The sequence below is a fragment of the Pantanalinema rosaneae CENA516 genome (assembly GCF_050753385.1).
Taxonomy (GTDB): Bacteria; Cyanobacteriota; Cyanobacteriia; order Leptolyngbyales; family Leptolyngbyaceae; genus Pantanalinema; species Pantanalinema rosaneae.
Genome location: NZ_JBLZFZ010000102.1, coordinates 1 through 13,297, shown reverse-complemented (window position 1 = coordinate 13,297; position 13,297 = coordinate 1). Strand labels below are relative to the sequence as shown.

At 46.8% G+C, this 13,297-nt stretch carries 13 protein-coding genes and 1 pseudogene; 2 read left to right on the top strand and 12 right to left on the bottom strand.

From position 1 onward, the window contains the following. A pseudogene (locus tag ACN4EK_RS31035) lies at positions 1-514 on the bottom strand (threonine--tRNA ligase); the annotation flags it as partial. Between the two features lie 150 nt (positions 515-664). Between ACN4EK_RS31035 and ACN4EK_RS31030 the strand changes: the two are divergent. Then, complete coding sequence (locus ACN4EK_RS31030; protein WP_431662307.1) at positions 665-1,303, top strand: type I restriction endonuclease; 639 nt, start codon at positions 665-667, stop codon at positions 1,301-1,303. Between the two features lie 124 nt (positions 1,304-1,427). On the opposite strand, the gene ACN4EK_RS31025 is transcribed toward ACN4EK_RS31030, so the two are convergent. From ACN4EK_RS31025 to ACN4EK_RS31015, 3 genes are read right to left on the bottom strand one after another with little or no spacing between them, the layout of a single operon-like run. Beyond that, complete coding sequence (locus ACN4EK_RS31025) at positions 1,428-2,531, bottom strand: hypothetical protein (RefSeq protein ID WP_431662306.1); 1,104 nt, start codon at positions 2,529-2,531, stop codon at positions 1,428-1,430. Next, positions 2,532-4,184, bottom strand: a complete 1,653-nt coding sequence (locus ACN4EK_RS31020; RefSeq protein WP_431662305.1) for a restriction system-associated AAA family ATPase — start codon at positions 4,182-4,184, stop codon at positions 2,532-2,534. It lies immediately after the preceding gene. Continuing rightward, positions 4,181-5,389, bottom strand: coding sequence for a restriction endonuclease subunit S (locus tag ACN4EK_RS31015; protein ID WP_431662304.1), 1,209 nt, complete (start codon positions 5,387-5,389; stop codon positions 4,181-4,183). The genes ACN4EK_RS31020 and ACN4EK_RS31015 overlap by 4 nt, the downstream gene beginning before the upstream one ends. Before the next feature lie 33 nt (positions 5,390-5,422). Between ACN4EK_RS31015 and ACN4EK_RS31010 the strand changes: the two genes are divergently transcribed. Then, positions 5,423-6,358 (top strand): IS5 family transposase, encoded by a 936-nt coding sequence (locus ACN4EK_RS31010; protein WP_431655783.1) that lies wholly within the window; start codon positions 5,423-5,425, stop codon positions 6,356-6,358. Positions 6,359-6,836: 478 nt separating this feature from the next. Here the strand turns inward: ACN4EK_RS31010 and vapC are convergent, their stop codons facing one another. The 8 genes from vapC to ACN4EK_RS30970 all read right to left on the bottom strand — a co-directional run bounded on the left by vapC (position 6,837) and on the right by ACN4EK_RS30970 (position 13,170). Further along, a complete protein-coding gene (gene vapC, locus ACN4EK_RS31005; protein ID WP_431662303.1) occupies positions 6,837-7,244 on the bottom strand; it encodes a type II toxin-antitoxin system tRNA(fMet)-specific endonuclease VapC in 408 nt (135 codons plus the stop codon). Next, positions 7,241-7,465 (bottom strand): hypothetical protein, encoded by a 225-nt coding sequence (locus tag ACN4EK_RS31000; protein WP_431662302.1) that lies wholly within the window; start codon positions 7,463-7,465, stop codon positions 7,241-7,243. The genes vapC and ACN4EK_RS31000 overlap by 4 nt, the downstream gene beginning before the upstream one ends. Before the next feature lie 29 nt (positions 7,466-7,494). Beyond that, on the bottom strand, positions 7,495-8,232 hold the full coding sequence (locus ACN4EK_RS30995; RefSeq protein ID WP_431662301.1) for an N-6 DNA methylase: 738 nt from the start codon (positions 8,230-8,232) through the stop codon (positions 7,495-7,497). Further along, a protein-coding gene (locus ACN4EK_RS30990; RefSeq protein WP_431662300.1) for an IS3 family transposase occupies positions 8,216-9,360 on the bottom strand; the annotation gives its coding sequence in 2 pieces (ribosomal slippage) (positions 8,216-9,099 and positions 9,099-9,360; 1,146 coding nt in all). Before ACN4EK_RS30990 ends, ACN4EK_RS30995 begins: the two co-directional genes overlap by 17 nt. Before the next feature lie 28 nt (positions 9,361-9,388). Beyond that, entirely contained in the window at positions 9,389-10,243 is an 855-nt protein-coding gene (locus tag ACN4EK_RS30985) for a class I SAM-dependent DNA methyltransferase (protein ID WP_431662299.1), read from the bottom strand. 183 nt (positions 10,244-10,426) lie between these two features. Next, entirely contained in the window at positions 10,427-11,263 is an 837-nt protein-coding gene (locus tag ACN4EK_RS30980) for a metal ABC transporter permease (protein WP_431662298.1), read from the bottom strand. Positions 11,264-11,274: 11 nt separating this feature from the next. Continuing rightward, entirely contained in the window at positions 11,275-12,039 is a 765-nt protein-coding gene (locus ACN4EK_RS30975) for a metal ABC transporter ATP-binding protein (protein ID WP_431662297.1), read from the bottom strand. Positions 12,040-12,048: 9 nt separating this feature from the next. Continuing rightward, the gene (locus ACN4EK_RS30970) at positions 12,049-13,170 is read right to left on the bottom strand and encodes a metal ABC transporter solute-binding protein, Zn/Mn family (protein WP_431662296.1); all 1,122 of its coding nucleotides are present in this window, start codon (positions 13,168-13,170) and stop codon (positions 12,049-12,051) included. Positions 13,171-13,297: the final 127 nt, after the last annotated feature.

The window sequence follows — 13,297 nt, the reverse complement described above, 5'->3', positions numbered from 1 at the left end:
TAATTTCACCCGTGGAGTTGAGGTGAGGACCTGCACACAAATCCCACCAGCAATCTTTGCCCATCTGTTTCTGGGTCAGGGTGTCCGCTGCGATGTGAAACAAGGAAGCCTCTGCCACACCTGGCAGGGTATCTGCACAGCCAATAAAGTAGCGTGTGATCGGTTCATCAGCAGGAATGCTGTCGAGGATTTCTAGTTTGTAGGGTTCGTGGAGTTGCTCAATTTCTGCCCGAATTTGTTCGCGATCGACCGCTTCTCGAATGATCGGCAAATTGGCGTTGATGATGCGGCGCATCTCGGTTTCAATCTGAGTGAGATCGTCAGGGGTGAAGGGGGTTTGGCGATCAAAGTCATAGTAAAAGCCAGTGTCTGTCCAGGGTCCGATCGTCACTTTGGTTTCTGGGAACAGCGTTTGCACTGCCATTGCCAGCACATGGGCACAGGTATGACGAAGCCGCCGCAACATTTCAGCACTGGTTGGGTTGGCATAGGGCGGAAGGACAGAACTGACCATAAGCTAAGCAAGAATGATAATCATTCTCAATTTAGCACGATTAGGTGCGGGGGGTGAAGGAGCGATCGCAGTTTCCCAGGACTTACAACAGGAGCAACTGTTAGAATTAATCGCATCACCTGCTCGAACAGTCCTATATTCATCAGTTCTATGTCCATTGCGATTACTGAAGCAATTACAACGATCGCTGAAGCAGAACGAAAATTTAAGCTGTCACGAACGGAAGATGCAGCATTTTGGGGGGGATGGCAAACTCCGTTGCCAGAACTTTCTGATGCTGAACGATTGCTTCTGGAGGAAGCACGGCGGCGATACCTCTACCAGCGATCGCAAGGACAATTATTAGAAGGGACTGTGACGTTATTGCTGGCATCTCCCCTACTGGCGATCGCAGGCTTTTATGATCCACCATTTCGAGTACGGGCAGAAGCATCGGTGCAGTTGACGCTGGAGGATGAGGAAGAGGTGCTGCAAGGACGAATTGATGTGTTGGTGCTGCTGAATCAGTTTTGGGTGGTGGTTTTGGAGTCTAAGAAAACGGCGTTGTCAGTCTGGACGGCACTGCCGCAAACGCTGGCGTATTTGATGGCAAATCCTCAGCCGGAGCAACCCAGTTTTGGTATGGTGACGAATGGCGATGAGATTCTGTTTGTGAAATTGGTGCAGCAAGAGCAACGGATGTATGGTCTATCACGGGTATTTGCGCCGTTTTCGTCTAGTCAAGAATTCCGCAATGCGCTGCAAATTCTGAAGCAAATCGGTCGGGCGATCGGAGAGAGTGTAGAGTAACTTCGGATTAGGGTTGGAGGTGGTGCAAGTAAAGGGGCGATCGCCAGAGCATGAGGCGTTGGTGGAACAGTTGGGGAAAGGGGAGTAGGAGGGGCGATCGCATCTTCCCATAACAGTAATCGCCCTAAACACTCACACCATTTACAATATCCTTAATAAAGTTGATGAGTCGTTGGTCGCCATTCTGACAATGTATTTGTAGCATTCGGAATACAGCAGCTTTCAAAAACGCTTTATCTTTAAAGCCATTACTCTCTTGAAAATCTGCATATCTTGAAATTGCATCAATTAATTCATTTACAGAAGTAGGGATACAGTTGAAAGCTTTACAATGATTCCCAAATTCTCTTAGGTAAGAGTTAAAGCCTTCGTTCAATACATCACGCTCATATCGTTCTCGTATTTTGAATACCTCATCCCATGTCCTCACTTCTTCAGAGTCAAAACTAAAATCAATTTCCCATCTTGGGAGAGGTGTTCCAATCTGTCCAATTGCCCCAGAGAAAGGTTGACTTTTATCTAAAGAAATTGCAATTGTTCTGTGGTGGTTATAAGGATCGAATGATTTACGTCGTGTACCATCTTCTTTCGAGATAATGTCCTGAACAAGCTTGTAGCGTGAATTGCATTTATTTCCCATTGGAACAAGGTTTCGCAAGTTGGCAGCAGCGAAGGGATACTTATGCTCTGGAAGGTAATGATCTAAGGCTTCTTGAGGAGCATCCAGTCCATCAAAATCTTCACAACCACAAAAAGGACACACACGATAGGAAAGGTTGTTATAAATCAATTCATACTGCTTCTTCCGAATCTCCAAATCAGTAAGGCTTGCAAACGCAGCTTGGAAGAGGATTTTGACTGGCTCACGAATCTCTTTTGGTAAATCAGTAATAGCCTCACATGCACAAGCGCCAGACAAAAGAAGAGCAATATTGTTTTGATCATTGAATGCTTGCAAAATTCGGCTGCGTTCGGAAATATCAAAGCTTTTGAGCGATGTCTGATAACTTTTCAACTTATCCCCTAGACTTAGTTTTTTAGGGTCAGGCTTTTCCGATACTTTTAATCGTCGTTTTAACCTGGTTCGATACGGTTCTGCAATAGCTTCAGCCCAGTCCGTCGATAGGTTTCCATTATCTAAATTTTTATGGATGAATTGTAGAATCTGATCTAAGCATTCGTGGAGCCAATTTTCTGCCGTCGCTGCAAGAGGATAACCGAAAAGCATTCAAACTCCGTTCTTGTTTGTTACTTGTCGAAGGTGATCAGCTAAAAATGCCTTCTCTACAGAGTTCCCCAAACCCTGAATTCCTGCTCTAATTTCTTCAGGGTTGTCACTCTTCATAAGCTCTTCAATTTCATCACGAGAGCGTTGAGAGATGGGTGGGCGAACTCCAAAGCACTCCTCAATGATTGTGTCGAAGGTTGAGCCAAACGTTTCAACATCGGGATTTTTGATTTGGATTTTTCCTTCTTCATTTTTGCTAAATATAAAAACTTTGTCTCTCTTCATGTCTGATGGGATAAAGGGTGCATGTGTCGTTAACAAGCAATCTTGCCTAGATGCTCTAGATGCTTCTCTGCGATCGCCATCCTTTGTAGGTAAATCAAGAATACGAGAAATGAACTTCACTCGCCACTGAGGGTTAAAGTGAGATTCAGGCTCATCTAATAGAAAAAGCACATTAGGAGACGACAACATACAAAACGTGCCCAGAAGCTGACCCATTTGATGCTCTCCATCAGAGAGTGATACATAATCCACTTCTTGGTCATCCATCTCTCCATCAATCTTTTGCTTGCGAAATCTGACTTGTTCAAATCGAAAGACCTTATCCTCATCTTGAGGCTCAGGAAGACGGGATGCAAATCTTCTTGTTCCTGTACCCTTCCGAAATCGATCGCGTATTTTCTTTGACAACACCAAGTCATTCAACATAGCAAGTTTGTGAAATGACGAATAAAGATTCAGCGCGTTACCCCAAAAAGAGCGAAATGCAGTTCTTGTTTGATCGTTAATCCAATAATCAAGTGTATAGGTTTCTGTTTTCTCATCATAGGTATAACAGGTGGCGCATCGCTGAAACTGATCGATATATTTTTCAAGTTCTTCTGTAAGTTGGATGCCTTTACGTCCAGTTTGTTTTACGATTTCTGAATTAGCTTTTGGGGCAGCAGAATGAGCTAGTTGAATGATGCAACGAAATGAGTGTAGATCTTTTAAATTTGCTTCTTTTAGCAGTGCCTCCCGTTGAGAAGTTTCACCCAGTAGAAGGTTAGCTACAAGAACTTCAAGATGTGTTCCATAATCAATTAACATCAACCGAGTATCAGGTATAGACTGATTACGAGTTTCAGTATTGAATGCCCCTTCTCTTACATCAGTTGCGTATCCACTACGGCTTACAAGAAATGGTAGGCTAAGTGTTTCATTGTCGCCTGATGTGTAGCCAACAATCTTCTGCGGAAGTAAGGCATGAGTTTCAGGATCGTTCAGATCACAATCGATCCAGTCATATTCATCCTCGTCTCTTCTCTGAATGATGAGGGATGGGCGTTTTCTATCAACGGCTTCTCGTGATATGCGAACACGAACAGGAATCTGATTATCTTCTGGATAAACTAGATACTCAATCTCAAATTGCAGGTCAGGATTACCTTCTATACGTTCCTCTTCACGAATGCAGGCATAGAACACTGATTGAAAGATCTCTGCGATCATTTGCAAAAACTGAGATTTCCCCGCACCATTGGGTCCAATAAGGCACAAAGGATCAAATGAAGAATAGTCACCGAACGGACTTCGTAACGAGCGATCTACCCCATCCAGTAGCCCCCCACAGGTTTTAGCAGAAATAATGTGGACGCGCAAAAGCTTCATTGATTTCTCCTAACGAAGCGCATTGATTCTGTTTCTTGGTCAAAGACTTGCATAAGGCTGGGATCAGCTTCACTCAGCAGGGTGAACAAGATGTCTTTGAACAAATCATAATTGCCAGAAATCTTTTCACGTAGTTCATCAAATGAAAACGTTTCCGTAGGTAATTGGCGAATTACCTCTTTGACAGACTCTTCAGTCATCTTGGACATCTTTGGCTTCTTATTGACTACAACTCGTTTGGGCTTAGCAAGCTGCTCGGCTCGAATCCGTTCTAACAAAACTGCTGCTGGTTCATCATTAGGGTCTTGTGGCATTAATTCACCTCGAAATGCCGTAGACAGCAATGCAGGTGTTATTTGCTCAACTCGCCTTAGAGCATTTTGGTAGCGAACTTCGAGGCGATCGGCATAGCTCAGAAGACTACTAGCACGACGAACAATTTCCTGTTGCTCATCAAGAGGAGGGAGAGGAAATTCAATATTGGCAAATCGTCCTGCACTAAGATGAGCAATGTTGGTTGTAATTTTCCCTTCTCTGCTGAACCGTCCACAGTGCATATAATGTCGGAATACGAGCAAAGCAAAATCCCGATTGACTATATCAAAGGCACGAAAACGAATCAGTGTATTGGTGAAGCAAGCACCGGGAAGCTCATCACGATACATTGCTGGTCGTCCTAGAAATTCAGGACTTTGCCCTTCATTGAGAAGGATATCGCCATACACAAGTTGATATGTCTCAAAATCTGAAGGAGGAAAATCCATCTCCATTACATCTGAAAGATCGATTCTATCCTCAAAAATATTTTGAACCCGAAGATAGGGGCGCATGTGCTGCCCAGAGTGATATTTGGGTGCCCGTTGTCTGCCCAACTGAATTTTGCCAACTTCTCGAATTAGTCTCCACTCCCAACCAGTAGGGAGCGTATTGCTATCCAGGTTTAATGCTTCAACAGGAACAGTGGTTTCACGACAATCCTCAGTAAGTTTTCCTGATATTGCAGCAGCAAGGACAGATTGACGAAATTGTTTAAGAACACGCGGTACACGATCGAGCCGATCGCGACAAACATCCACCCGCGCAAGCAATGAATCGAGCTTATCAGCAATCCGTTTTTGCTCATTGAGCGGAGCAAGTGGAGTGTCAATTTCTGATATTTTTTTGGGGCGTTGTTGCATGAAGAGGAGTTGCGGAGGGCGAGGCATGGTAAGTTTTAATCACCACAACCAAAACAAGCCATGAAACCTCAATACCGCATCCGCAACTGGTCTGAGTATAACGCTGGACTGAAGCAACGGGGAAGCCTCACCTTCTGGATTGAGGAATCGGTTCTGGAGCAGTGGGTGGTCGAAGATTTGAGCGGCAAACCAGGTGCGTCTGTCCTCTATAGTGACCTTGCGATTCAAACGATGGCGACTGTCAAAGCGGTCTATCGCCTGGCTGGACGACAGTGTCAAGGATTTCTCGAATCAATTTTTGAGTTGATGGAAATTGACTTGCCTGTGCCTGACCACAGTACACTATCACGGCGAATTGGGAACCTGAGCATTGACTTACCGATTGTGCCGAAACCGGGTGCTCGTCATGTGGTGGTCGATTCGACTGGGGTAAAAGTCTATGGTGAAGGGGAATGGAAAACCCGTCAGCATGGGGTGAGCAAGCGTCGGACTTGGCGCAAACTGCATCTAGGGGTTGATGAAGCTACGGGCGAGATTGTGGCAATGGTCGTGACAACCAATAATGTGGCGGATGGAGAAGTGCTAGAAGACCTCCTGGAACAGATTGAAGGGGAAATTGAACAGGTTTCAACCGATGGTGCTTATGACCATCGCCATTGCTATGACGAAATTGATGCCAAAGGAGCCAAAGCCGTGATTCCACCGCGCAAAGATGCCAAAATCTGGCAGCATGGTAATCGCAAAGGCAAGCCCCATGCGAGAGATGAAAATCTGCGTCACATCCGCAAACATGGACGCAAACGCTGGAAGCAGGATTCTGGCTATCATCGCCGCTCCATTGCCGAAACCACCATGTTTCGCTTTAAGACAATTTTTGGTGGCAATCTCAGCGCGCGTCAATTTGACAATCAAGCGGTGGAACTGTTCATCAAATGTGCTGCGCTCAACCGGATGATCCAGATCGCTAAACCTGATAGCTACAAAGTTGCAGCTTAATACCAGGACGACCTTAAGGCAGGTCTGGTCGTTTTTCTAATCATGCAACAAAGCCTTTTTTTGGCATTAACATTAGATAGAGCAATGCCTGCTGAGGCTTCAGAAATCTGTTGCCAATATTCAGAAGATTTCAAGAAATATGCGACGTATCTTGGCTCAGTGCTAGCGGAAGGAACAAATCGAATAAGATACGACGCAAATACTGCCGGGAATGGAGTATGACCGATTAAACTACTGAAACCAACAGAGCCAGCTCGTGATATTAGAATATCATTCGCTTGAATTAGATACCTGTCAATATCAGGTGGATCATCCTGACAGTATGGAACTGAGTTCCAATTTATTGGACCTTTAGTAATATCAGTTGTTCGTAGGAATTTGACAGAACCTTTATCAGTGGCTCTAGTTGTCCAACCGTACTGACCAGTACCACAAATACTTCCAAAGCTAGTCATTATCCAATTTCGTGGGAGCTTGCTCAAATTGGTACCTCCCAATCCTCAACCTGCAACCCATCCACCCGCCCAAACTCTCCTGTGTTGTGAGTGATCAGGGTGAGATTATTTGCTAGAGCGATCGCCGCAATCTGTAAATCATAAGCTCCAATGGGTGTTCCTTGAGTTTCTAACTGCGATCGGATCACCCCAAAGGTTGTAGCCGCAAGATCGTCAAACGGCAGCGAGATAAATTGCGCCAAGAATTTCTGCTGTAAGGCAAAGTTGCGTTCTGGATTGACACTTTTCATCGCCCCAAAACAAAGTTCTGCCTTGACGATCGAACACACCGCAATCTCATGATTTGGGACTGCCTCCAGTCTCTGCTTCAAGTTCAAATTCCTGCCCTTTAAATAGATGATGCAAACATTGGTATCAAGAAGATAGTTCATTCCAGGGATTCGCGTTCCGGTTGTTCGGGTTGAGGGTGTCTGAAGAATGAGTCATCCTGAATACAGCCGTAAAACTGCGAAAGATCGACTGCTTTCACCTCTTTGGGTTGGCTAGTTTGGTAGACAATGACAACCTCAATATCCGTATCCCTCATGTCAGGCAAATGAATCTTCAAAAGACCATCACTGCCAACATGAGATTTGAGTGTAATGCTGTGCATAATTTTCCCTCTATCCCTACAAACTAACCCTACAAAGTAAGATCCTCACCCAATTCTTGCAAAATTCCCTGCAATTCGGCTATAGCCGCTTCCAACTCCCCGATCGCCTCCTGAGCAAGGATGGCAGGTTCGGGCAACTCCCCGTTTTCCTCTTCACGCTCATCCTTAAGCCAGGAGATATCTAAATTGTCGCCCCGTTCAGCAATCCAGTCACGGGAAAACCGTCTAAAGCGTCCTTCTTCCCCCGTATCTATGCGTTGTGCCAAACTTGCGGCACCACCGAATGGATCATCCCCAAACGCCGCTTCAAACTTGGTAAAATGCTCACGCATCAATGATGTCCGCTTGCCAAACTGGGGCGTATTAGCCCGCAGGTCATATATCCAAACCTCTTTTGTATTGCCCTTTTCTCGCTTACCACGGGTAAAAAACAACACATTCGTCTTCACACCCTGAGCGTAGAAAATGCCAGACGGCAAGCGCAAAATCGTGTGGAGATTGCATTTCTCCATTAAGTCAGCCCGGATCAACCGCCCCACGTTGCTCTCAAACAGCACATTGTCAGGGAACACAGCAGCGGCACGACCACCAGGCTTTAACCCAAGATAAATGTGTTGCAAAAAGCAAAACTGTTTGTTGCTGGTGGGGAACTCAAAATCTTTGCGATCCGGTAAGCTGAGGTGGACCCAATCGGTTGGACAATTCTGAGGGATCTCTAAGCTCTGAAATGAGAGATCTCCAAGTCCATATTCAAGCTTTTTCTCCAAAGAGCGATCGCGTTTCCCAATAAACGACTTCTGGAGTGCGATACTTTAATGCTTGATGTGGACGCTCTTGATTATACCAATGAAACCATCGTTGGACTTCCTTGTTCAAATAAATTCCATCTTCAAACGCCATCAAATAAATCAACTCATACTTCAGCGATCGCCATAGACGTTCAATAAAGATGTTGTCATGACATCGTCCTCGACCGTCCATACTGGTCTGGACTCCAGCCGTCTTCAAGCAGGCTGTGAACGAGTTTGAGGTGAATTGACTGCCTTGATCGGAGTTAAAGATCAAGGGTTTGCCATAGAGAGCGATCGCCTCCTGAAGTGCCTCCAAACAAAAGGTGACATCAAGCGTGTTAGAAATCCTCCACGAGAGAACTTTGCGACTAAACCAATCCATCATGGCAACCAGGTAAAAATGCCCCTTCAACACTGGCAAATACGTGATGTCAGTACACCACACATGATTAGCCCCAGTCACCTTGAGATCCCGCAGCAGATAGGGATAGACCTGATGCCCCGGATGAGCTTGAGAGAGCCGAGGTTTGGGATAAATCGCTTCAATGCCCAACTGGCGCATCAAGCGTTGTACCCGTTTGCGATTCACTGCATAGCCCTGTTGGCGCAGCATCACGGTCATCTTCCGACTCCCGTAGAAGGGTGTTTCCAGGTATTGTTGGTCAATCAGCTTCAATAGGGTCAACTCCTCCTCGGGCAGCGCTTGGGGTCGATGGTAAAAGCTGGAACGGGCAATGCCGAGCAATTGGCATTGGCGCACCACACTCAGTTGCGGGTGGTCAGACACTACCAGGGCTTTTCGTGCTTCAGTCCCAACTGTGCTGACCTGCTGGCTAAAAAATCCCGTTCCACCTTCAATTGCCCAATCTGCCGATACAACTCATTGATTTGGGCTTGCTGGTTTTCATCGGCTTTCGTCGATTCGCTCCCCTTCTCAAACAGACTGCTGGCTTCCTCCAACACCTGCCGTTTCCAGTTGTTGATCATCGTCGGATGCACTTCGTACTGACTAGCCAACTCAGAGACGGTTTTCTCGCCTCGAATTGCTTCGAGGGCGACTTTAGCTTTGAATTGAGGGCTGTATTGCTTGCGTTTGTTACTCATGAACTACTCCTACCATTTCTTGAGTCGTTCAGAGCTTAACCCTCTGTCCAATTTTTGGGGACCACCTCAAGCCTCCACCTTTCTTACTACCAAAAGGTGGATTTGTCAGAATCAGTGTGGCTGGAGGCAGGGCTTGTCCATCCGGCGAAAGTGTATCACCATAACGAATGCCTGCACCTTGCGGATCAAAATCTATATTGTGCAGCATCAAATTCATTAATGCCAAACGTTGCGTGTCAGACACATGCTCCATTCCATAAAAGGTATTAGAGCGATATTTATCTTGTTGCTTTTTAGTCCAACTACTTAGATCGCTATGCCCTCGAATATAGCGATTGGCTGCAATCAAGAATCCGCCTGTACCCGCAGCAGGGTCTTGAATAATGTCCTCCAGCTTAGGACGCATAACATGCACCATGCTGTCAATAAGCGGACGAGGGGTAAAATACTGCCCTGCACCTGCTTTGGATTCATTGACATTTTTCTCAAGGAGTCCTTCATAGACATCTCCCATGCTTTCTTGCCGCGCGTTATACCAATCAAGCTTGTCTATTCCACTAACCAAAGCAGAAAGGGTATTGCGTTTATTGATAGAGGATTTCGCATCAGCAAAAATTGCTCTGACGATTATTGAACCCTTTTCTCCTAAGTGATCCAGAAGCTGCTTATAGAATTCAACCTGCTCAGATTCAGACTTGCTTTTAAGATCGTCCCAGCGATAGCCCTCTGGGATCTGGTTTTCAGCCCCCGTTTCCTTCGCCATCTTTAGAAACAGGAGGTACGTTAGCTCGATCATGTATTGATGAAACGATATGCCACCGTCCTTAAGGACGTTGCAAAGGTTCCAAAGTTTGGCAACGATGTCGTGGGTGACAGTACTCATAAGCGAAAATTATATCCCGCTCTTGTACCAAACTCCAGAACATCATCTAACCTGGCAGGGCAAACACATACAATTCTTTAGAATCTCAATAAGGGGATGCTTTAAGACTCTTATTGCAAAAAGCCTCATTGAAGATCGCTGCTCGAAACCAGGTTGATGCTGAGAGAGTCGCATATTACCTGGCTACTTCTGGAGACGATAGCCCAACTGGGGCAGTGCCATTGTCGTTAGAAAAATCATTAACTGGGTTGCCACAATACTGGGACCCGACGGCAAATTGAATGCCGCCGAAATCAGCATCCCAACCACAGCACTCAACGCCCCTAATCCTGCTGATAGCACCACGTAGTTGGTGAATGTTCGGCTCAGCAGTCGGGCAGCACAGGCAGGAATCACCACAAACGCACTCACCAGCAACACCCCGATCGCCTTGATCGAAATGCCCACTACCAGCGACAGCAAGACAATAAAGGCGGTACGATGAGCCGAAACCGAAACTCCACGGGCGATCGCCAATGGTTCATGCAAGGTCAGCAACATTTGCGTTCGCAACGTTAGACCAATAAATACCGTATACGCAATCAATAACAAACCACTAAAGACTAAATCCAGTTCTCGCACTGCCAGAATATCGCCAAATAGCAGGTTATTCAGTCCACCTTTGTACTGTCCGACAAAGCTGAGGGTGATGATGGCGATCGCTAGCGATGAAGAATAAATGATGTTGAGTAGCGCATCTGTCCATAAGCGAGTCCGTTCCAGCAGATACGTGACTCCCAGGGCAAAACAGACCGCAAAGGGCAGCAATACAACGGATGGATTAATGCCGATCAGTAAACCAATACTGATGCCCAACAAAGCTGAATGCCCTAAAGCATCACTGAAGAATGACAATTGGCGCAGGATTGTGAAGCTCCCCAACATGCCGCCCATCAAGCCTGTGAGAATGCCACCCAAAAGTGCCCGTTGCATAAAGGGAAGTTGGAACAGTTCGATGATACGGGTGAGTTCAGTAGGCATGGGGAGTGAGGTTAATGCTGATGTCGATAGCGAACAAATTCCGATCCATAAGCAGCAGAAAGATGATCAGGGGAAAGGGCGACCTCTGGAATTCCCTGACAAAGTAACGTGCGGTTCAGGCAGATAACGCGATCGCAGTGGCGGCGCACCATATCTAAATCGTGGGAAATTTGCAGGATTGCCCAGCCTTGCTCCCGTTTGAGTTGATAGAGCAATTGGTAGAATTCTGACTCCCCCCGCACATCTAATCCTGCTGGAGCTTCATCCAGGATCAACAAACGACGGGGACGCACCAGACAGTACGCCAGGAGTACCCGCTTGGTTTCGCCTCCTGACAACCCACTGATTAATTGATGCCTGAGATGGGCAGCATCGACCCGTGTCAACGCTTCACGAATGGCATAACGCCGTTTCCTCCGATTTGCCCAGGGCACCTGGAACCCTAACTTGTCCCATCCCAATCCCACCAGTTCTTCGACGGTGATGGGAATACGGCGATCGAACAGAAAGTTTTGCGGCAGGTAGGCAATTTGCTGACGGATAGCAGGCGCGAGAAACCCTCGCCGAGACAGCGGTTGCCCCAGGATAAAAATATCTCCTGTTTGACGGGGCAGAATGCCCAGAATCGCCTGCACCAGCGTACTTTTACCCGCGCCATTGGGTCCAACGATCGCCGTATCTGTACCACTCTCTAGAGAAAATGAAACATCCTGCACCGCCGCATAGGTTTCGCGATAAACCGTCAGTTGCTCAACCGATAGCACGAGTTCTCTCAAGCAACCCTCCTAAAACCGAAACCCAACTCTCTGCGGCACAGCAGCAACGGGTTGCGGTGTCCAGAGGGGGAGAAAGGACTGAGTTGATTGCCCGGTAAAAGCGCTCGCCAAAGTTTTGACATTCTGCCGCATGGTGGTGAGGTAATAATCGGGTTGGAGTGCCTCAGGACCACCCGTTTCGAGTGGGTCAAAGGTGCTCACCCGCACGTTCAAATCCTTTGCCAGTGATGCAAACGCATCCTGTCCACTCTGGGGTTCGGTCAGGAGTGTTTTTAAATTGGTTGTTTGCACCGTATCCATGACTCGTTTCACATCATCCGGCGAAGGATTACCTTCTGGTACATCGACCAGGAACGTTGCCTTCAAGTTATAGCTTTCGGCAAAGTAGGGCGCAAAGTCGTGAAAGGCAACAAACGTTTTCCCAGCATAGGGTTGCAGCAGTTTGGTAGTTTCGGCATCCAACTCCCGTAACTGCTGAATGTAGGCGGCTGCATTGGCGGTATAAATTTCTTTTCCTGCTGGGTCTGCCGCAATCAGTCCATCCCGAATGTTTTCGACCTGTCGAATTGCCCGCTTTGGATCCAGCCAGATATGGGGATTGTACTTTCCATGTTGATGACCATGTCCGGCTGCTGCTTTTTCATTTGCCCCATGATCATGGTCATGGTCATGGGCTTCCCCTGCGATCGATTCTGTCGTAATGGTCTGTACACCCTGACTGGAATCAATCACCTTCAGGTTGGCATTCCCTGCATTTTTAACCAGATCCTCCAGAAACTCCTCCATTTCTAGCCCGTTCTGCACCAGCACATCAGCTTTTGCCAACCTCTGAGCATCTTCCGGCTTTGCCTGATAATCATGGGGACCAACATTGGTAGGTAACAGTTGAGTCACCTCTGCCCGATCGCCCGCCACCGCTTTTGTAAACTGAGTCATCGGCAAGAACGTTGTCACCACCTGCAACTCATCTGCTGTCGCCGCCGGAGACGATTGTGCTTGTGAATCCGAGTTCGTAGTGGGTGCAGTCGTGGCACAACTTCCCAGGCTAAGCGCGATCGCAGACACTACAACAACCGACAACCGACGAATGAGGGTTCTGGATGATTGTAATCTTGTTTCTGAATGAATCATCTGATATATCTTTTCAACTAATTGATTAACTGGGTGAGTGAATGGGTGACGGGTGGATGAGTGGAGGGGCGATCATTTCCCTACCCCCTATTCCCCACTCCCTATCTCCTGTCTCTTATACACATCT

What these genes read in the sequence shown, in the direction of transcription:
- ACN4EK_RS31030 (WP_431662307.1), top strand. Translation starts at nt 665, where the DNA reads ATGTCCATTGCGATTACTGAAGCAATTACAACGATCGCTGAAGCAGAA.
- ACN4EK_RS30985 (WP_431662299.1), bottom strand. Translation starts at nt 10,243, where the DNA reads ATGAGTACTGTCACCCACGACATCGTTGCCAAACTTTGGAACCTTTGC.
- ACN4EK_RS31025 (WP_431662306.1), bottom strand. Translation starts at nt 2,531, where the DNA reads ATGCTTTTCGGTTATCCTCTTGCAGCGACGGCAGAAAATTGGCTCCAC.
- ACN4EK_RS31020 (WP_431662305.1), bottom strand. Translation starts at nt 4,184, where the DNA reads ATGAAGCTTTTGCGCGTCCACATTATTTCTGCTAAAACCTGTGGGGGG.
- ACN4EK_RS30980 (WP_431662298.1), bottom strand. Translation starts at nt 11,263, where the DNA reads ATGCCTACTGAACTCACCCGTATCATCGAACTGTTCCAACTTCCCTTT.
- ACN4EK_RS30970 (WP_431662296.1), bottom strand. Translation starts at nt 13,170, where the DNA reads ATGATTCATTCAGAAACAAGATTACAATCATCCAGAACCCTCATTCGT.
- ACN4EK_RS31010 (WP_431655783.1), top strand. Translation starts at nt 5,423, where the DNA reads ATGAAACCTCAATACCGCATCCGCAACTGGTCTGAGTATAACGCTGGA.
- vapC (WP_431662303.1), bottom strand. Translation starts at nt 7,244, where the DNA reads ATGAACTATCTTCTTGATACCAATGTTTGCATCATCTATTTAAAGGGC.
- ACN4EK_RS31015 (WP_431662304.1), bottom strand. Translation starts at nt 5,389, where the DNA reads ATGCCTCGCCCTCCGCAACTCCTCTTCATGCAACAACGCCCCAAAAAA.
- ACN4EK_RS31000 (WP_431662302.1), bottom strand. Translation starts at nt 7,465, where the DNA reads ATGCACAGCATTACACTCAAATCTCATGTTGGCAGTGATGGTCTTTTG.